18 protein-coding genes are annotated in these 18,858 nt (G+C 73.0%); 14 read left to right on the forward strand and 4 right to left on the reverse strand.

What is annotated here, in order from left to right; translation table 11 throughout:
- Together ABZY13_RS09560 and ABZY13_RS09565 are read right to left on the reverse strand one after the other, a co-directional pair.
- On the reverse strand, nt 1-713 hold a 713-nt coding region (locus ABZY13_RS09560), incomplete at its 3' end, for a DUF6801 domain-containing protein (RefSeq protein WP_356628534.1).
- 99 nt (nt 714-812) lie between these two features.
- Nucleotides 813-1,445, reverse strand: a complete 633-nt coding sequence (locus ABZY13_RS09565) for a hypothetical protein (RefSeq protein ID WP_356628536.1) — start codon at nt 1,443-1,445, stop codon at nt 813-815.
- 473 nt (nt 1,446-1,918) lie between these two features.
- On the opposite strand from ABZY13_RS09565, the gene ABZY13_RS09570 reads away from it, so the two are divergent.
- The 14 genes from ABZY13_RS09570 to ABZY13_RS09635 all read left to right on the forward strand — a co-directional run bounded on the left by ABZY13_RS09570 (nt 1,919) and on the right by ABZY13_RS09635 (nt 16,257).
- On the forward strand, nt 1,919-2,929 hold the full coding sequence (locus ABZY13_RS09570; RefSeq protein WP_356628538.1) for an ATP-binding cassette domain-containing protein: 1,011 nt from the start codon (nt 1,919-1,921) through the stop codon (nt 2,927-2,929).
- Nucleotides 2,926-3,690 (forward strand): ABC transporter permease, encoded by a 765-nt coding sequence (locus ABZY13_RS09575; RefSeq protein ID WP_356628540.1) that lies wholly within the window; start codon nt 2,926-2,928, stop codon nt 3,688-3,690. The genes ABZY13_RS09570 and ABZY13_RS09575 overlap by 4 nt, the downstream gene beginning before the upstream one ends.
- 5 nt (nt 3,691-3,695) lie before the next feature.
- The gene (locus ABZY13_RS09580; RefSeq protein WP_356628542.1) at nt 3,696-4,502 is read left to right on the forward strand and encodes an ABC transporter permease; all 807 of its coding nucleotides are present in this window, start codon (nt 3,696-3,698) and stop codon (nt 4,500-4,502) included.
- Nucleotide 4,503: 1 nt separating this feature from the next.
- Complete coding sequence (locus ABZY13_RS09585) at nt 4,504-5,757, forward strand: MCE family protein (RefSeq protein WP_356628544.1); 1,254 nt, start codon at nt 4,504-4,506, stop codon at nt 5,755-5,757.
- Nucleotides 5,754-6,833 (forward strand): MCE family protein, encoded by a 1,080-nt coding sequence (locus ABZY13_RS09590; protein ID WP_356628546.1) that lies wholly within the window; start codon nt 5,754-5,756, stop codon nt 6,831-6,833. Before ABZY13_RS09585 ends, ABZY13_RS09590 begins: the two co-directional genes overlap by 4 nt.
- On the forward strand, nt 6,830-7,864 hold the full coding sequence (locus ABZY13_RS09595; RefSeq protein ID WP_356628548.1) for an MCE family protein: 1,035 nt from the start codon (nt 6,830-6,832) through the stop codon (nt 7,862-7,864). Before ABZY13_RS09590 ends, ABZY13_RS09595 begins: the two co-directional genes overlap by 4 nt.
- Nucleotides 7,861-8,895 carry an MCE family protein gene (locus ABZY13_RS09600; protein WP_356628550.1) on the forward strand — a complete coding sequence of 345 codons (1,035 nt, stop codon included), beginning with the start codon at nt 7,861-7,863 and terminating at the stop codon, nt 8,893-8,895. The genes ABZY13_RS09595 and ABZY13_RS09600 overlap by 4 nt, the downstream gene beginning before the upstream one ends.
- Nucleotides 8,892-10,058: an MCE family protein gene (locus tag ABZY13_RS09605; protein ID WP_356628552.1), complete on the forward strand. Its 1,167-nt coding sequence runs from the start codon at nt 8,892-8,894 to the stop codon at nt 10,056-10,058. The genes ABZY13_RS09600 and ABZY13_RS09605 overlap by 4 nt, the downstream gene beginning before the upstream one ends.
- Nucleotides 10,055-11,338 carry an MlaD family protein gene (locus ABZY13_RS09610; protein WP_356628554.1) on the forward strand — a complete coding sequence of 428 codons (1,284 nt, stop codon included), beginning with the start codon at nt 10,055-10,057 and terminating at the stop codon, nt 11,336-11,338. Before ABZY13_RS09605 ends, ABZY13_RS09610 begins: the two co-directional genes overlap by 4 nt.
- Nucleotides 11,335-11,853 (forward strand): hypothetical protein, encoded by a 519-nt coding sequence (locus tag ABZY13_RS09615; RefSeq protein WP_356628556.1) that lies wholly within the window; start codon nt 11,335-11,337, stop codon nt 11,851-11,853. Before ABZY13_RS09610 ends, ABZY13_RS09615 begins: the two co-directional genes overlap by 4 nt.
- On the forward strand, nt 11,850-12,524 hold the full coding sequence (locus ABZY13_RS09620; RefSeq protein ID WP_356628558.1) for a hypothetical protein: 675 nt from the start codon (nt 11,850-11,852) through the stop codon (nt 12,522-12,524). The genes ABZY13_RS09615 and ABZY13_RS09620 overlap by 4 nt, the downstream gene beginning before the upstream one ends.
- Before the next feature lie 26 nt (nt 12,525-12,550).
- Nucleotides 12,551-13,096: a nuclear transport factor 2 family protein gene (locus ABZY13_RS09625; protein WP_356628560.1), complete on the forward strand. Its 546-nt coding sequence runs from the start codon at nt 12,551-12,553 to the stop codon at nt 13,094-13,096.
- A gap of 31 nt (nt 13,097-13,127) precedes the next feature.
- Nucleotides 13,128-13,844 (forward strand): hypothetical protein, encoded by a 717-nt coding sequence (locus ABZY13_RS09630; protein ID WP_356628562.1) that lies wholly within the window; start codon nt 13,128-13,130, stop codon nt 13,842-13,844.
- 412 nt (nt 13,845-14,256) lie between these two features.
- A complete protein-coding gene (locus ABZY13_RS09635; protein WP_356628564.1) occupies nt 14,257-16,257 on the forward strand; it encodes an alpha-glucuronidase in 2,001 nt (666 codons plus the stop codon).
- A 57-nt stretch (nt 16,258-16,314) separates the two neighbouring features.
- On the opposite strand, the gene ABZY13_RS09640 is transcribed toward ABZY13_RS09635, so the two are convergent.
- Entirely contained in the window at nt 16,315-16,995 is a 681-nt protein-coding gene (locus ABZY13_RS09640) for a hypothetical protein (protein ID WP_356628566.1), read from the reverse strand.
- 151 nt (nt 16,996-17,146) lie between these two features.
- Nucleotides 17,147-18,817, reverse strand: a complete 1,671-nt coding sequence (locus tag ABZY13_RS09645; protein WP_356628568.1) for an extracellular solute-binding protein — start codon at nt 18,815-18,817, stop codon at nt 17,147-17,149.
- Nucleotides 18,818-18,858: the final 41 nt, after the last annotated feature.

Genomic DNA, 18,858 nt, shown 5'->3' on the forward strand with positions numbered 1-18,858 from the left:
CTTCCGGGTGCACGCCCTATGGGTCGTCCGTGTCGGGGGGCCAGCGGCCCCCGGAGCGGGGCGCCCCGGGGGCGGGTGCCCCCGCGGGTGCGCGGGGCCGGCCGGGGGGCGCGGCCTAACGCGCCGGCGACCGCGCCGGGGTCGGCGGTGGCGCCGTCCGTGGGGCCGGGGGCCGCTGCGCCGTCGGCCGGGCGGAGCGCCAGGTCGACGGCCAGGTCGCCGGCGGTGAGGGTGAGTTCGCCCGCCCCGTGCCCGGTCACGGTCGGCACCTCGCCCGTCGCGGTGAGGGTCAGCGGCCCGGACGGCGGCAGCGGGACCGGCTCCCCGGTACCCCGCCAGGTGGCGCGCGCGGTGGCGCCGTGCTGCGTGAGGCCGACGTCGAGCCGGGTCTCGGCCCGGACGCCCGCCGCCCCGAGCGCGGCGAGGTCCGCGACCGCCTGCTGCGGGAACTCGACGCTGGCGGCGACGTCCGCCGGCCGGATCTCCTCGCCGACGTCCGCCCGGTCGGGAAGGGCGGCCAGGACCCGCACCGTCACCGAGCGCTCCCCGGACGGCAGGGCGCACACGTACGGCAGCGCGGTGTCGACGTCCTGCGTGCCGACGGCGACGGCCGTGGCCGGGAAGGTGGCGGCCAGCACGACGAACGCGGCGATCGCCGCGCTGCGGGCGCGGGACCGCGCCGGCGGCCGGACGGCGCTGCGGGAACCCCTCATCTCTTGCTCCGATGCTCGGCGGGCCGCGCCCGGTGACGTGCGGGCAGCCCGCGCGCCCGGCCGGGATCGCCGGCCGGACCGCCGCGAGCCGCCCGTGGCTTACGGGTTGGTGCCGACGATCTTCGGAATGGTGCTGGTGCCGGTGACCTTCACCGCGTAGTTGCCCCGGAAGGTGGGCTTGGTGGCGGTGGTGACCACCGTGCCGCAGCCGGAGGCGGAGGTGACGGTCAGTTCACCGGAGACGCTGTTGACCGCCAGGATCCCGGTGGAGTTGGTGTAGGTGGCGGAGGCCTTGCCCTGCACGTTGAACACGCAGGCGCCGGCGGTCACCTTCGCCTTGACGTTGCCCACGTAGCCCTTGGTGACGCCCGTCGAGGCGGTGTAGTCCTGCGCCACGACCGTCCACGGCGTGGTCGCCACGGTGGTGACGTTGCCGAGGACGCTGGTGCACGGCGAGGTGCTGGTGCCGAAGTTGATGGCGCTGATGGAGGCGACCGTCGCCGGGTTGCCGGTGGCGCTCTGCATGGTGCCCGACGCGGTCGACGTCGTGCACGTCATCGGGATGTTGGCGGTCAGCACGATGTTCCCGCTGTTGGTCGCCGTGTAGTTGGCGGGGGACGGGGTGACGGTCCACACCGTGGACGGCACCGCGGAGGCGGGAGCGACGGCCATGCCGAACGCGGCCGCACCCGCGCCCGCCACGACGGCGATTCTCTTCATGGGCTTTTTCATGACTCCGGGACTCTCCTTGTGGATTGGCCGGCAGAGGGGGACCGCGTTCTGACTGAGTGAGGGAGAACGGACGGTCCGCGGCTCGGAAACCTCGGCCGCGAGCATCGACGTTACTTGCGGGAAACTTAGCCGAACAATGGAGCAGACCAAGATTCTTTGTGGAACGGAAAACATCTGCGGCGGAGTGAGCGGTCCGCGGAGCGTTTTAGTCATGCGCTGCCAAGGCGGGTCGTCCGGCAGGGGTGTTCGCCGACGCGGCGGTTTCTCACCCGATGACAAATCCGGTGCGCGGTTTTGTGTCCGCGGTGACAGGTCGGCGGCGGCCCCGCCGAACTCCGGGGGAAAACTGGGAATCGGCTCTTGCCCGCCCAGGTTACTCGACCGTAACCTGCGGAGGCCGGCGCTGATCACGCGTCGCACCGGCCTGACGTGCGCCGCGCCGGGTACGCCGGCCCGATCCCCCGGGAGGTGATGTGGGAATCGAAGTCGTGGTCGAGGGCCTGACCAAGTCGTTCGGCAGGCAGCGGATCTGGCAGGACGTCACACTCACCCTGCCCGCCGGAGAGGTCAGCGTGATGCTCGGTCCGTCCGGCACCGGAAAGACCGTATTCCTCAAGTCGCTCATAGGGTTGCTCAAACCGGAGCGCGGCCGTGTCCTCATCAATGGGGTGGACATGGTGAACAGTCCGGAGCGCGATATATACGAGACCCGGAAACTCTTCGGGCTCATGTTCCAGGACGGCGCCCTATTCGGTTCGATGTCCGTTTTCGACAACATCGCCTTTCCGCTGCGCGAGCACACCCGTAAGAAGGAGTCGGAGATCCGCCGCATCGTCATGGAGCGGATCGAGGTGGTCGGCCTCCTCGGCGCGGAGGGCAAGCTGCCCGGGGAGATCAGCGGCGGGATGCGCAAACGCGCCGGCCTCGCCCGCGCCCTGGTGCTCGACCCCCAGATCATCCTGTGCGACGAACCCGACTCGGGACTCGACCCGGTGCGCACCGCCTACCTCTCCCAGCTGCTGATCGACCTCAACGCCCGCACCGACGCGACGATGCTGATCGTCACCCACAACCTCGACATCGCCGCCACGGTCCCCGACAACATGGGCATGCTCTTCCGGCGCGAACTGGTCACCTTCGGCCCGCGCGAGGTCCTGCTCACCAGTGAGGAGCCGGTCGTCTCCCAGTTCCTCGACGGCCGGCGCGAAGGCCCGATCGGCATGTCGGAGGAGAAGGACGCCGCCACTCTCGCCGCCGAGGCCGCCGCCCCCCGCGCCGGGCAGACGACGCCGCGACGGATCGTCCCGCAACTGGAGCCCTCCCCGGGCCTCCCGCCCCGCCGGGCCGTCACCCGGCGCCGCGAACGCGTCCTGTCCCTGCTCGACCGGCTGCCACCCGCCGCCCGCGCCGCCATCGAGAGCTCCTACGCCGCCACCCCGCTCCCCGTGACCACCCCGCTCCCCACGTCCGGGAGCGGCGCATGATCACCGGGGCCCTGCGGCAGACCGGGCAGCTCTTCGCCCTCGCCGCCGAGGTCGGCCGCGCGGTGTTCAGAAGACCGTTCCAGTTCCGGGAGTTCGTCGAGCAGTTCTGGTTCGTCGCCAGCGTCACCATCCTGCCCGCCGCGCTCGTGTCCATCCCGTTCGGCGCCGTCATCGCCCTCCAGGTCGGCTCTCTCACCGAGCAGTTGGGCGCCCAGTCGTTCACCGGCGGCGCGAGCGTCCTCGCCGTCGTCCAGCAGGCGAGTCCGCTCATCGTCGCCCTGCTCATCGCCGGCGCCGGGGGCTCCGCGATCTGCGCCGACCTCGGCTCCCGCACGATCCGCGAGGAACTGGACGCCATGGAGGTCATGGGCGTCTCACCCGTGCAACGCCTGGTCGTGCCCCGGGTGCTGGCCACCATGGGCGTGGCCGTCCTGCTCAACGGCCTGGTCTCGGTGGTCGGCATCGCCGGCGGCTACGTCTTCAACGTCTTCCTGCAGAACGGCACCCCCGGCGCCTACCTCTCCAGCTTCTCCGCCCTCGCCCAGCTGCCCGACCTCTACATCAGCGAACTCAAGGCCCTGGTCTTCGGCTTCATCGCGGGCATCGTCGCCGCCTACCGCGGACTGAACCCGCGCGGCGGCCCCAAGGGCGTCGGCGACGCGGTCAACCAGTCGGTCGTCATCACCTTCCTCCTGCTGTTCTTCGTCAACATGGTGATGACGGCCGTCTACCTCCAACTCGTCCCGCCGAAGGGAGGCTGACGCCCGTGGCCTCCCCGCTCCTGTGGCTGGACCGCTCCGGGGACCAGCTCCTCTTCTACGCCCGCTCGCTGCTGTGGGTCCCGCGCACCCTCGTCCGCTACTTCAGGGAGGTGCAGCGGCTGCTCGCCGAGGTCGCGTTCGGCACCGGCGGTCTCGGCGTCATCGGCGGCACCATCGGCGTGATGATCGCGATGACCCTGTTCACCGGGACGGTCGTCGGACTCCAGGGGTACGCGGCCCTGGACCAGATCGGCACCGCCGCGTTCACCGGGTTCGTCTCCGCGTACTTCAACACCCGTGAGATCGCCCCCCTCGTCGCCGGGCTCGCCCTGTCCGCGACCGTCGGCGCCGGCTTCACCGCGCAGCTCGGCGCCATGCGGATCAACGAGGAGGTCGACGCCCTGGAGGGCATGGGCATCCGCTCCCTGCCCTACCTGGTCACCACCCGCATCATCGCCGGCGTCGTCGCCATCGTCCCGCTCTACGCGATCGGACTGCTCTCCTCCTACCTGGCGTCCCGCTATGTCACGGTCCTCTTCAACGGCCAGTCCGCGGGCACCTACGACCACTACTTCAACCTGTTCCTGTCGCCCACGGACGTCCTGCTGTCCGTGCTCAAGGTGCTGATCTTCAGCGTGATGGTGGTCGTCGCCCACTGCTACTACGGCTACCGTGCCACCGGCGGCCCGGCGGGCGTCGGCGTCGCCGTCGGCCGGTCGGTGCGCAACGCCATCGTGCTGATCAGCGTCACCGACTTCTTCCTGTCGCTCGCCCTGTGGGGCGCCACCACGACCGTGAAGGTGGCGGGTTGAGATGAGCGAATCCCGAGGCGCGACGCTGCGCCGCCGGCTCGCCGGGGTGGTGTTCCTGCTGGCGCCCGCCCTGCTGGTGTGGCTGGCCGTCGCCGTCTACGACAAGAGGTTCACCGACTCCGCCCGGGTCGTCGTGGAGACCGGCAGCGTCGGCAACGAGATGCACCTGGGCGCCGAGGTCAAGCTGCGCGGCGTCGTCGTCGGCGAGGTCCGCGCCATCGACGCCACCGACGACGGAGCCCGGCTCACCCTCGCCCTGAGCCCCGGCGCCCTCGCCGACATACCGGCCGACGTGAGCGCGCAGATGCTGCCGACGACCCTGTTCGGCGAGCGGTTCGTCGCCCTCGTCCCGCCCGAGCGGCCCACCGTCGAGCGGCTCGCCGCAGGCGCGGTCATCCCGCAGGACCGCTCCGCGAACGCCGTCGAACTGCAGCAGGTCCTCGACAACGTGCTGCCGATGCTCACCGCCGTCCAGCCGCAGAAGCTGTCCGCGACCCTGTCCGCCGTGTCCCGGGCGCTGGAGGGCCGCGGCGAGCGGCTCGGCGCCACGCTCACCCGGCTCGACGCGCACCTGCGCGAGTTCAATCCCCATCTGCCGGCCCTCAACCGCGACCTGAAGGAACTCGTGAAGGTCGGCCACCTCTACGCCGACGCCGCACCCGAGGTCCTCACGGCGCTCACCGACTTCACCACCACCAGCGGCACCCTCGCCGAGAAGGAGAGCGAACTGGCCGGCGCCTTCGGCGCCACCACCCGGGCCGCCGAGGACCTGACGGCCTTCCTGCGGGCGAACGAGCGCACCATCATCCGGCTCTCCGCCGCTTCCCGGCCCACCCTGGAACTGCTCGCCGAGTACTCCCCGTCCTTCCCCTGCACCCTGCGCACCCTCGCCGACTTCGTCCCCGCCATGGACAAGGCGCTCGGCAAGGGCACGGACCGGCCCGGACTGCGGGTCGACGTCACCACCGTGCCCTCCCGCGGCGCCTACGTCCCCGGCCGGGACACCCCGTCGTACGACGCCGGCGGAGGCCCCCGCTGCCACCCCGTCCCCTACCTCGGCGTGCCCGCCGAACCGGCCGCGCAGCCCCCCGCGTCCGCCGCCCAGGACCTCGGGCCCGCCAACTCCCCGCAGGAGAACGACCTGGTCAACGAACTGCTCGCGCCCGGCGCCGGGAAACGCCCCGCCGACCTGCCGGACTGGAGCAGCCTGCTCGCCGGCCCCGTGCTGCGCGGCTCGGAGGTGACGCTGCGATGAGACCCCGGCACGGCAAGGACCGCACCGAGCGCTCCGCGCACACCCGCCGCCGCCCCCTGACCGGCCCCCTGCTGAAGTCCCTCGCCTTCCTGCTGGTGACCGCGACGGCCACGACCGTGCTCGGTCTGAGCGTCGCCGGCACCGGCGTCGGCGACGGCAGCCGCTCCTACAAGGCGCTGTTCACCGACGTCACCGGCCTCGTCGCCGGCGACAGCGTACGCATCTCCGGCGTCGAGGTCGGCGAGGTCACCGACGTCCGCGTGGTCGAACGGCGCACCGCACAGGTCACCTTCACCGTCGACGAGGACCGCACCCTGCCCCGCTCCACGACCGCCGCCGTGAAGTACCTCAACATGGTCGGCCAGCGCTACATCGCCCTGGACCGCGGCACCGGAGACCTCGCCGGCTCCCTCGCCGGCGGCGACACCATCCCCCTCGACCGCACCGCGCCCGCCCTGGACCTGACCCTCCTCTTCAACGGCTTCAAGCCGCTGTTCGAAGGGCTCTCCCCGAAGGACGTCAACGAACTCGCCGGCTCCATCGTGCAGGTGCTGCAGGGCGAGGGCGCCACCGTCGACAGCCTCGTGCGGCACATCGGCTCGCTCAGCACGACCGTCGCCGCCAAGGACAAGGTGATCGGCGAGGTCGTGGCCCACCTGAACACGGTGCTGACCAGCCTCAACGACCGCGAGGCCGACTTCGACGACCTGGTCGACACGCTGCGCAGGCTGGTCTCCGGCTTCAACGAGGACCGCGAGCCGCTGGGCAGGGCCGTCACCGCCATGGGCGAGCTGACCACGGTGACCGCCGGCCTCCTGGACGAGGGACGCGAGCCGCTCAAGGAGGACATCCGCGAACTGGGCCGCCTCTCCCGCAACCTCGGCGACGCCACCGGGCGCATCGAGGACTTCCTCGCCCGGACGCCCGCCAAGATGACCGCGCTGGCCCGCCTGTCGTCGTACGGCTCCTGGTTCAACCTCTACCTCTGCGAGGCCCGGGTCGGCGGGGTCGGCACCTCGGACGGCTCCCGCCCGCCGACCGGGATCGCGGTCACCGAAGCGAGGTGCGGCGCATGAGACTCAAGCCCGTCAAGGAACGCGACCCCGTCGCCGTGGCGCTCGTCGGCCTGCTCCTGCCGGCGCTGCTGACCCTGCTCGCCTACAACGCCGACCGGCTTTCCCTGTCCGGCGGCACCGCCTACAGCGCCGACTTCTCCGAGGCGGCCGGCCTCGACGTGGGCGACGAGGTGCGGATCGCCGGCGTCAAGGTCGGCGAGGTCACCGGCGTCGCGCTGGACCGCGACCGGGTCAAGGTCGGCTTCGAGGTCGAGGATGCCTGGATCGGCGACCGCACCACTGCGGCCATCGCCGTCAAGACGCTGCTCGGCGACAAGTACCTCGCCCTCGACCCGCTCGGCACGGCCCGCCAGGACCCCGGCGCCCGCATCCCCCTGGCCCGCACCACCTCGCCGTACGACGTGACCCAGGCGCTGCAGGACCTCAGCGGGACCGTCGACGCCATCGACACCCGCCGGCTCGCGGAGAGCTTCGAGACCATCTCGAAGACCTTCGAGAACTCGCCGCCGCACGTCCGCAAGGCCGCCACCGGACTGTCCGACCTGTCCGAGTCCGTGTCGAAGCGGGACCGGGAGCTGTCGCAACTCCTGGACGGCAGCGCCCGGTTCAGCCGGACCCTGGAGAACAAGAAGTCCAGCTTCGAGACCCTCGTCGAGGACGGCGGCTCCCTCCTCGGCGAACTCCAGGACCGCCGCGACGCCATCGACGCCCTGCTGGAGGGCAGCCGCGCCCTCGCCACCGAACTCGACGGCCTGGTCCAGGACAACAACCGCCAACTCGGCCCCACCCTCAAGGCGCTCGGCCGCGTCACCACGGTCCTGGAGCGCAACACCGACCAGCTCGACCGGACCCTGGCACTGGTCGGCCCCTACTACCGGCTGATCGGCAACACCCTCGGCAACGGCCGCTGGTTCGACAGCTATCTCTGCGGGGTCGTGCCCCGCGACTACCTGCCCGCACAGTCCCGGCCGGAGAGCGGATGCATGCCGCCGAAGCAGCCGGCGCAGGCCCCGGGAAGCGGTGAGCGATGAGCAGGCGCAGCAGACTCCTCGCGGCGGCAATCGCCCTCGCCGTCGTCGCCGCCGGACTGGCCGCCGTGCGGGCCCTCGACGACACCGGCCTGCGCCTGACCGCCTACTTCGACCGGGCCGTCGGCATCTACGCCGGGTCCGACCTGCGCATCCTCGGCGTCCGGGTCGGCGAGGTGGAGTCGGTGCGGCCGCAGGGCACCCGGGTGCGGGTGGAACTGGCGGTCGACGAGGGCGTACGGGTGCCCCGGGGAGCGCGGGCCGTGGTGGTCGCCCCCAGCGTCGTCGCCGACCGCTTCGTGCAGCTCACCCCCGCCTACCGGTCCGGGCCCGCCCTCGCCGACGGCGCGGTGCTGCCCGCCGACCGCAACCGCATCCCGGTCGAGATCGACCAGCTCTACGCCTCCATCACCGACCTGAGCAAGGCCCTCGGCCCCGACGGCGCCAACTCCGCCGGCGCCCTGTCCGAGCTGCTGACGACCGGCGCCGCCAACCTCGACGGCAACGGTGAGGCGATCGGCGACAGCATCGAGGAGTTCGGCAAGGCGGCCAAGACCCTCGACGGCTCCAGCGAGGAACTCTTCGCCACGCTCGCCAGGCTGCAGTCGTTCACCACCATGCTCAAGGAGAAGGACGGCGACGTGCGCACGGCACAGGAGCGGCTGGACACGGTCGTGACGTTCTTCGCCGACAACAAGGACGACCTGGCGGGCGCCCTGGAGGAACTCGGCACCGCCCTCGGCCGGGTCAAGACCTTCATCGAGGACAACCGGGGCGAGCTGAAGAAGAACACCGAACGGCTGGTGCCGATCACCGAGACCCTGGTCCGGCAGCGGGCCTCGCTCGCCGAGGCCCTGGACGTGGCGCCGCTCGCCGCGGGCAACGTCGTCGGCGCCTACAACCCCCGCACCGGCACGCTCGACGGGCGGGCCAACCTCAACGAGATCAGCATGGGCGGACCGCTGCTGCCCCTGCCCGCGACCGGGGGGTCGCAGAGCGGCGATCCGGCGCCCGCGGGGGAGGAGCGGCGGTGAGGCGCGCAGCGTTCACGGCGCGCGGCGTGGCCGCGGGCACCGGGCTCGGCATCGGCGGACTGCTGGCCCTCGGTCTCGGGTTCACCCTGGCCGTCGGCGCGCTGTCCGTCCCCCTCCCGCGCTTCGACGGCATCGAGGACCTGCCGCTGCCCGGCGGCGCCGACCTCGGCCCCCGCCCCTACACCGTCACCGCCGAACTGCAGGACGCCCTCAGCCTGGTCCCGCAGGCCGCCGTCAAGGTCAACGACGTCGCCGTCGGCCGCGTCACCGGCATCCGCCTGGGCGACGACTGGTCCGCCCGCGTCACCATGAAGATCAACGGCGACGTGCGGCTGCCCGCCGACGCCGGCGCCCGTCTCGAACAGTCCAGCCTCCTCGGCGAGAAGTACGTCCAGCTCGTCGCGCCCACCGAACCGGCCACCGCCGAACGGCTCCGCGACGGCAGCGTCATCCCCGTCTCCCGCACCGGCCGCAACACCGAGGTCGAGGAGGTCTTCGGCGCCCTGTCCCTGCTCCTCAACGGCGGCGGCGTCAACCAGCTCAGGACCATCACACGGGAGCTCAACGCCGCCCTCGGCGGGCGCGAACCCGAGGTGCGCTCCATGCTCGAACGGGTCGAGGAACTGGTCGCCGACCTCGACGCCCACCGCGGCGACATCACCGGCGCCCTCGACGCCGTCAACCGGCTCGCCGCGACGCTCGCCGACCGCGACGACGACGTCCGCACCGTCCTCACCGACCTCTCGCCCGGCCTGAAGACCCTGGAGGAGCAGCGCGGTTCGCTGCTGACGATGCTGCGCTCCCTGGACACCCTGTCCGGCGTCGCCGTCGCCACCGTCGACGCGAGCAAGGACGACATGATCGCCGACCTCAAGGCCCTCGCGCCCACCCTCGAGGCGCTCGCCGACGCGGGCGCCGACCTCCCCGACTCCCTCCAGGTGCTGCTGACGTACCCGTTCACCGACGAGGTGCTGCGCGGCGTCCGCGGCGACTACCTCAACGTGTACCTGACCATGGCAGCCGTCCCCGGCACGCAGGTGATTCCGCCCCTGGTGCCGCGGGGAACGGCGAAGAAGCCCTCCGGCGAGGGGAGGCCGGCGTCCCCGCCCGTGCCGCTGCCGTCGGTGTCCGCGCCGACGGGAACAGGAGGCGAACCGGGATGATCACCCTCGCCGTACGGCTGAAGAACCTCGCCTTCCTCGTCATCGCCGTCCTCGTCCTCGGCTTCCTCGGCATCCGCTACGCCGACCTCGGCCGGTACGTCGGCGTCGCCGACCACTACACCGTGGACGTGGAACTGCCGCGCACCGGAGGTCTGTTCACCCACTCGGACGTCACCTACCGGGGCGTGTCGGTCGGCCGGGTGGGGCCGATCGACCTCACGGCGGACGGGGTCGTCGCCGAACTGCGCATCAAGAAGTCCGCGCCCCGCATCCCCGCCGACACGCGGGCGGTGGTGGCAGGGCTGTCCGCGGTCGGCGAACAGTACATCGACCTGCGCCCCGACAGCGACGGCGGCCCTTACCTCGCCGACGGCGCGCGCATCGAGCGGTCCGACACCGAGGTGCCCGCGCCCGTCACCGACGTCCTCACCGGCGTCAACGACCTGACCACGTCGGTGCCGCTGGAGGATCTGCGCACGGTAGTGGACGAGTTCGGCAAGGTCTTCGAGGGCCACGGCGACGACCTGGAGGCGCTGCTGGACAACGGCAGCGCCTTCATCGAGGCCGCCGACCGCGCCCTGCCGACCACGACCCGGCTGATCACGGACGCCGAGACCGTCCTGCGCACCCAGGCGGAGGAGGCCGAGGCCATCCGCGGCTTCGCCACCGGCGCCGAGGAACTCGCCCGCGCCCTCAAGGGCTCCGACGCCGACCTGCGCCGACTGCTCACCGTGACCCCCGATGCCGCGACCCAGGTCAGCGGCCTCCTCCAGGACCTCGACCCCAGCCTGGGCGTCGTCCTCGCCAACCTGCTCACCACCTCCGAGATCGCGGTCACCCGCCAACGCGGCCTGGAGGAACTCCTCGTGAAGTACCCGGCGGCCGTCTCCGCCGGCGCCACCGCCGTCGAGGGAGGAAAGATGCGGCTCGGCCTGGCCGTCACCTTCTTCAAGCCCTTGCCCTGCACCGCCGGTTACGGCGGCACCCGCTACCGCAACGGCCTCGACCTGGGCACCGCCCCCGCCCTCAACACCGGCGCGTCCTGCACCGCGCCGGCCGCGAGCGGGGTCAACGTCCGCGGCTCTGCCAACGCCCCCAGGGGCGGACCGGTTCCCGCGCCGGCCAGGCCCGGCTCCCTGCCCTCGGGCAGCAGCCGGGCCGGGACCGGCGCACCCGCCGCGTCGCTGCCGGGCGCGCTCGCCCTGCCGGGGACGGGCGGGAGCATCCGCCCGGACGGCCTGGCCGGGCTGCTGGTCCCGGACCCGGGGGCGGGCCGATGACACGGGGCCGACTGCTCACGGGCACGATGCTGGCGCTGGCGCTGGGCTTCTGCGGGGCGGGCGCATGGAGCTACGCCCAGGCGCGGGGCGACGACTCCCTCGCCCACGGCCGGGCACGCGACGCGGCGCTGGCCGACGGGCGCGAGGCCCTGGCCGTGCTCCACACCCTCGACGCCTCGTCCCCGCAGCGCGCCCGGGCGGGCATCCGGGCCTGGCGCGCCGCCTCGACCGGCCCGCTCGGCGACGAACTGGCCCGCACCGAGGCCAGGTCGGGCGCATCCGCGCGGGGCACGGTCACCGAGGCCGCCGTCACCGCCCTGGACACCCGGTCCGGCACGGCGAAGCTCATCGCGACCGTGCGCGTGGAGGTCACGCCGGCCGGCGCGAAGACGCCGACCACGGACCGCAAACGCCTGGAGGCCGTCCTGGCCCGCACGGGCGACGGGGAGTGGAAGGTCAGGGCACTGAGCGCCGTACCGCTCGCGCGGACGGCGGGGGAGGACGACGGCCGATGACACGGCTCCTGCACATCCGGCGGCCGCGGGACGAGGCCGGCGACGGCCCGGACGCCGAGACCGTCGCCCAGGGCGACGGGGCCGGGGGCGCTCCGGACGCCGACACCGTGGCCGGGGGCGACGGGACCGAGGGCGAGCAGGGGAAGGAAGCGAGCGCCCCGCGCCCGTCACGCACTCGCCTGCGGCGCGCCGCCCCGGCCACGGCCGCCGTCGCGCTGGTCCTCGCCGGCTGCGGATTCTTCCACCACGCCCACGAGCTGAGGACCGATCCGTCGGCGCGCAACCGCGCGCTGACCGACACCGAGGCCACCACCCGCGTCGCCGGGGACGTCGGCAGCGCCCTCGCCCGCGTCTTCTCGTACGCGCCGGACGGCCTCGCCGCCACCGAGCGGTCCGCGCGCTCCGTCCTCACCGGACGCGCGGCCCGCCAGTACGCCGAGCTGATGGAGCGGGTCCGCGCCGACCTCGCCGGGCAGCGCGTCACCCTGAGCACCCAGGCCGTCCGTACGGGAGTGGTCGAACTGGACGGCGACACGGCGACGTTGCTCGTCTTCCTCGACCAGATCTCCCACCGCGGCAAGGAGGAGCCCACCACCGCGGCGGCCCAGCTCACCGTCACCGTCCGCCGGCAGAACGACCGGTGGCGGATCGCCGACATCAAGGCCCGCTGAACGCGCGGCGGAGAGGGGAGACCACCATGCAGCGCACAGCACGCGCCTCGGCAGCGTTCCGGTCACTGCCGGTCGTGGCAGCCCTCGCCCTCACCCTCGTCGCGGGCGGGTTCGCGGCGTGGACGGGCTGGGGCTGGTACGACGCCGCGCACGACGACTCGGCCGCCTACGCCGCCCAGCGCGACCAGGCCCTCGCCGCCGGTGAGCAGGCCGTCCAGAACCTCAACACCCTGGACCACCGCAGCCTCGACCGGGGCCTGGACCTGTGGGAGTCGTCCACGACCGGCGAACTCCACGACCAATTGGTGGCCGGACGCGAGGAGTTCGCCGACCAGGTGCGGAGCGCGAAGACCGTCACCACGGCCCGCGTCCTGTCCGGCGCCGTCACCGAACTGGACGACCGGGCCGGCCGCGCCCGCATCCTGGTCGCCCTGCGGGTCACGGTGAAGGCGCCCGGAGACGCGAGCACCGACAAGGACAGCCGCATGCTCGGCGAACTCACCCGCACGGGCGGCCGGTGGAAGCTCAGCGCCCTGGGCCAGGCCCCCGTCGGCGGCACCCCGGCCGGCTGACCCCGGCCGCCGCACGAGAGGACGACACGCCATGCCGACGACCCGACACCACATCAACAGCCGGCGCCGCCGCCAGGCCCGCGAGGCGACCCGGACGCCCCTGCCCACCCCCGCGGGCGCCGCCCGTGTCGCCGTACTCCCGAAGCGTGCCGCCGCCCCACCCGCGCCCACGGACGGCGGGCGCGAGCGCACAAGACCCCGCTCCCGGCCGCAGGCCCCGCTCTCCCTGGTGCTGCTGTGCCTGCTGACCCTCGCCCTCGGCGGCTTCGCCGGCTGGGCGCACGCACGCGCCGAGAGTCTGCGGGACGACCCGGCGACACGCAACACGGCCCTGACCGACGCCGCCCGCACCAGCGAGATCAAGGGACAGACGGCCAAGGCCGTCGCCGCGCTCTTCTCCTACGACCACGCCGACCCCGCCGCCTTCGAGAAGGCCGCCCGGGAACTGCTCACGGGCCGGGCCGTCGCCCAGCACCGGACCCTGCTCGACGCCGTCCGGGCCGGCGCCCGGCAGCAGAAGGCGGTGATCACCACCACGGTCACGGACAGCGCGGTCGAACGCATCGACGGCGACCGCGCCCGCGTCCTGGTCTACGCCGACCAGAGCAGCGTCAGCACCGCCGGCACCAAGGACGCCGCAGGCGAGGGGGCCGACCGCGGCACGTACGCCGGGGCGATGCTCGCCGTGGACGTCGTACTGCGCGACGGCCGCTGGCTCGTCTCCGGCATCGACACCTTCGGCCGCTGAACACGGCAGGCCGCCCGGCCGGACGGCCGCCACCGGAGACGTCCGTGCCTCGGCCATCGAGGACGTCCGCGCCCTGCTCGACCGTTTCCGGGACGACATCGCCCGGCACCGCGCCGAACTGCCACTGGCGGACACCCTGACGGCCGTCGCGTCGGACGTCGACAGCCGCCTCGAAGACCCCCCGGGCTCCAACGAGGCGCCTTTGCGGGCCGCCGCCCAGACGCTGCCGGCCCCGGTCGCGGGCACGGTCGTGGCGGAGGGCGGCCAGGCGCTCGCGACGGCGCTGGGCGGCCTCCTCGGCTGACGAACTCCCCAGCCGGCACACGCGTTTCCCCGCCCGCCCCCGGGTACGTTCGTGACGTGCCCGCCCGAGCGGGAACCACCGGGCCCCGCACCCGACCTGGGAGGCCTCATGCCGCTGCCCGCGCGCGTGCCCGTGCTGCCCGAGGGCGTCGACCCCGCCTGGCTCCCGCCGGCCGTCTTCCGGCCGCTCGGCTCACGGCGGACGCTGATCCGCGGCTCGGGGCCGCCGGTGGACGCCGTGCACGCTGAAGTGGCCGATGCCTGCGCCCGGTTCGGCGGGCAGATGACGAGCGACGACGCAGGCGCGGCGACGCCCGCACACGACCTCGTGCTGGAGGCCGGGGACGCGAAGGGCCCGGAGGGGGAGGAGTTCACCTGCTCCCGCCGCGACGGCACCACCACCGTGACCGCCGCCGGACCCGCCGGACTGCTGTACGGCCTCTTCCACGTCGTCCGGCTAGGCGAGGACGCCTTCCGCGGCGCGTGGCCGCCCGAGACGCACCGTCCGGCCGTCGGCCTGCGAATGCTGGACCACTGGGACAACGTGGCCGTGCATCCGGTCATGGGCCAGGTCGAGCGGGGTTACGCGGGCGGGTCGCTGTTCTGGGCTGACGGGCGGGCACGCGGCGAGTCGGAGCGGGTGCGGGCCTACGGCAGGCTGCTCGCCGCCTGCGGGATCAACGCGATCACCGTGAACAACGTCAACGTGCACGAGACCGAGGCGCGTCTGCTGACCGACCGGATCGGTGAAGTCGCCGACATCGCGCGCGCGTTGCGTCCCTACGGCATCCGCACCCACCTGTCGGTGACGTTCGCCGCGCCGGTCGTGCTGGGCGGGGAGGACACCGCCGATCCGCTGGACCCGGCGGTGCGGCGGTGGTGGGCCGACGCGACCCGCCGCGTCTACCAGGCGATACCCGACTTCGGCGGATTCGTCGTCAAGGCCGACTCGGAGGGTCAGCCCGGCCCGTTCGCCTACGGCCGCAGCCACGCCGACGGCGCCAACATGCTGGCCGCCGCGCTCGCCCCGTACGGCGGCACCGTGCACTGGCGGGCGTTCGTCTACGACCACCGCCAGGACTGGCGGGACCGGACCACGGACCGGGCCCGTGCCGCCCACGACCACTTCGTGCCGCTGGACGGCGAGTTCGCCCCCAACGCCGTGCTCCAGGTCAAGCACGGGCCGATGGACTTCCAGGTGCGCGAGCCCGTCTCGCCGCTGATCGGAGCGATGCCCCGCACCCGGCTCGCGGTCGAGGCCCAGGTCACCCAGGAGTACACCGGGCAGCAGCGGCACGCGTGCTGGCTGGGGCCCATGTGGAGCGAGGTGCTGCGCTTCCGTCCGGACGGGCGGGGCGCCACCGTGGGGGAGCTGGCGCGCGGCGGGCTCGTCGCCGTGTCCAACGCCGGCGACGACCCCTTCTGGACCGGCCACCCGCTCGCCCAGGCCAACCTGTACACGTTCGGACGGCTCGCCTGGCAGCCCGGCGCCGACCCGCGCGCCCTGCTCGGCGAGTGGATCCGCCTCACCCACCCGGACGCCCCGCAGCGGCTGACCGACGGCCTGCACACGGTCCTCGACGGGTCCTGGCGGACGTACGAGAAGTACACCGCACCGCTCGGCGTGGGCTTCATGGTGCAGCCGGGGCACCACTACGGGCCGAGCGTGGACGGCTACGAGTACAGCCCCTGGGGCACCTACCACTTCGCCGACCGGGACGGCGTCGGCGTCGACCGGTCCCGCGCCACCGGCACCGGATACGCCGGGCAGTACGCCGAGCCGTGGGCGGACCTGTACGAGTCGCCCGGCACCTGCCCCGACGAACTGCTGCTGTTCTTCCACCACGTCCCCTACGGGCACGTGCTGCACAGCGGCCGGACCGTGATCCAGCACATCTACGACACCCACTTCGAGGGCGTCGAGGAGGTCGAGGCGGCCCGCGAGGTATGGGCCTCGCTCGCCCATCTGGTCGAACCCGCCCGCCACGCGCGGGTCGCCGAGCTCTACGAGGAGCAGCTGCACAGCGCCCGCGAGTGGCGCGACCAGATCAACACGTACTTCTTCCGCAAGTCCGGCGTGCCCGACGAGCGGAGCAGGCCCATCCACTGAGCGCGAGCCCGTCCGTGGAGCGCGCGTGCTTCCCGGACCGGCGGCTCCCGGTCCCGGTCACACGGTGAAGTCCTTCCGGGTCTCGGCGATGACCGGGCGGCTGCCGTGCAGCAGCGACAGCAGCAGCGGGGCGGCCAGCAGGGCGGGCAGGGCCTCGGTCAGCAGGGCGGTGCCGGCGGCGGTCAGGACGAGCAGCGAGGCCGCGGCCAGGGTGGCGCGGCCGTGCCGGAGCAGGAAGTACGCGGCGAGGCGGGCCGTGTCGCGGGCCCGGAAGGCGAACAGGGACGTCAGCACGAGGGCGTGTGCGCCCCACAGCAGGGAGCCGGCCCCGATCCCCGCGAGCAGTACGGCCCACCAGCCGGGCAGACCGGTGGCGGCGAAGTGGGTGAGCGTGAAGGCGATCACGGTCAGCCAGGCCAGCAGGGGCGCCCACAGCTTCAGCGCCGGCAACGCGTTGAGCCGCCAGCCCCGCCAGTAGGTGCGCGCCGGGTGGAGGTCGGTGAGGTCGTGGCCGCGGTGGTGGAGGGCGTACAGGGCGGCGGACAGGGCCGGGCCCAGCGGCAGCAGACAGCACGCCGCCAGGGGGAGGCCGGCGGTGTCCGGGCGGAGGAGGAACAGACCTGCCAGGCCCGGGGAGGCGGCCAGGAGGAGCAGCGCCTCGACCGTGACGACGGTGTGGACCAGGGCGGCGGCCCGCGACAGGGGGCCGGCGCCGAACGACGCCTGCGAGGCGCTCACCGCGGGCCCCCGGCGGCCGGCCCCGGGAGGGCGGGGAAGGCCCGGTGGCGCCGGCCGCGGCGCGGCGTCGGGCCGGGCCGCCCGGCCCCGGCCCCGGCGCGGGCGTGCCCGGCGTCGGGGTGGCGGCCGGCCGGCGCCGCGGGGACGCGGATCACCCGTTCTCCTTCCGGAAGCGTTCGTACGCCTTGTTGTGCAGGTCAACCAGCTGCTGCATGTTCTTCGCCTTCAACTCCGAGACGTACGCGCCCCACTCGGACAGCGGGCGCTTGCCGAGGGCGAACTTCAGGGTGTTCTGGGTGACGTGGTCGCGCAGCGGGGTCTCCCAGAGCGAGGCCTGCTCCTGCTCGACGGACTGCAGAGGGTGGGCCGGGGCCACCGGGAGCTGCTCGCGCACCACCATGGCGTCCTGGAACCTCTTCTCGTCCGGGCCGAACGACGAGGACACCAGCTCCCAGCTGCCGCCGTAGGTGAACACGCCGTTGAAGAAGCCGTAGTCCTTCTGCAGGTCCTTGGGCGCGTCCGGGTCGGAGCCCATCAGACTGATGCCGGGCTTGAGCGCGTACCGGCTGCCGGAGCGGGTGTAGGTAACGTCCTCGACGCCCCACTTGGCGAACCGCTGGCCCTCGTCCGAGTAATACAGCCAGTCCACGAACTGCATCAGCGCGACGAAGCTGTCGCTCTCGAGCGCCCTGCTGGAGATCATCACGCCGTTCTCCAGCCGCGCGCCGCCCAGCACCACCGGACCGGCCGGGCCGAGCGGCACCGGGATCATCTCGATCTTCGCGCCCTCGACCTGCTTCTCCAGGTTGAAGCGGTAGTTCTGCACCAGCTCCTGCGGGTTGGCGCTGATCGCGAACGCCTTCTCACCGAGGAGCTTCTGCACCGCCTCGTCGTCGGTCTGCGTGAAGCTCTCGGGATCCATCAGCTTCTCGGCGACCAGCTTGTGCAAGAACTCCACGACGTGGTGGAAGCCGTCCGTCGCGCCGGTGAAGACGAACTTCTCCGCCTGGGAGTCGAAGCTGATGTTGTCGTACGTCCAGCCGGCCCGGACGCCGAACGACTGGCCGAGGTAGCTCATCAGCGCGCCCACCGGGAAGGGCGTGTTGGTGCTCCAGCGGTCGGTGAAGGGGTAGCGGTCGGGATACTCCTCCTTGATCGCCCGGAACACCTGGTGCACCTCGTCCCAGGTGGTCGGCAGGGCCAGCCCGAGCCGCTCCAGGACGTCCGTGCGCAGCGCCAGCGAGTAGTTCGACCGGACCCTCTCGTGCAGGCCGGGCAGCAGGTAGAACTTGCCGTCGGACTGGCGGATGGAGTCCAGCTCCGGCTCCAGCTTCCACTGCCTCACCTTCGCGCGGAAGTTGGGCATCAGATGCACGTAGTCGCTGACCGGGAGGATCGCCCCGGACGCCACGAACGCGACCTCCGAGGGGTGGTACGTCTTCGGGATCAGGAAAGGCGCGTCACCGGCGCCGATCATGACGCTGCGCTTCTTCTCGTAGTCGCTGAGCGGGACGCCGATCGGCTTCAGGGTGACGCCGGTGCGGCGGGTCAGCTCCTTCCAGAACAGCCAGTCGCGCTTGAGCGGGTAGACCGGGTTGTCGTTGTGCAGCAGGTCGAAGTCGAGGGGTTTCGACGCCTTGAACTGCTGCCCGGCCCGGTACTCCTTCATCGCGCCGTTCTGCTTCTTCGACAGGTCCTTGCCGCCCCCGCCGTCGTCGCCGCTGCCGCAGCCGGTGACCGACGCGAGCCCCGCGAAACCGGCCGCGGCCAGGACCTGACGCCGCGACAGCCCGCCGGTGTTGTTGCGTCTTGCGTTGCGCACGGGTACTCCCTTGTTCCTGTTGGCCAGTTGACGAGAGGGGC

The sequence above is a fragment of the Streptomyces sp. NPDC006610 genome (assembly GCF_040611575.1).
GTDB lineage: Bacteria > Actinomycetota > Actinomycetes > Streptomycetales > Streptomycetaceae > Streptomyces.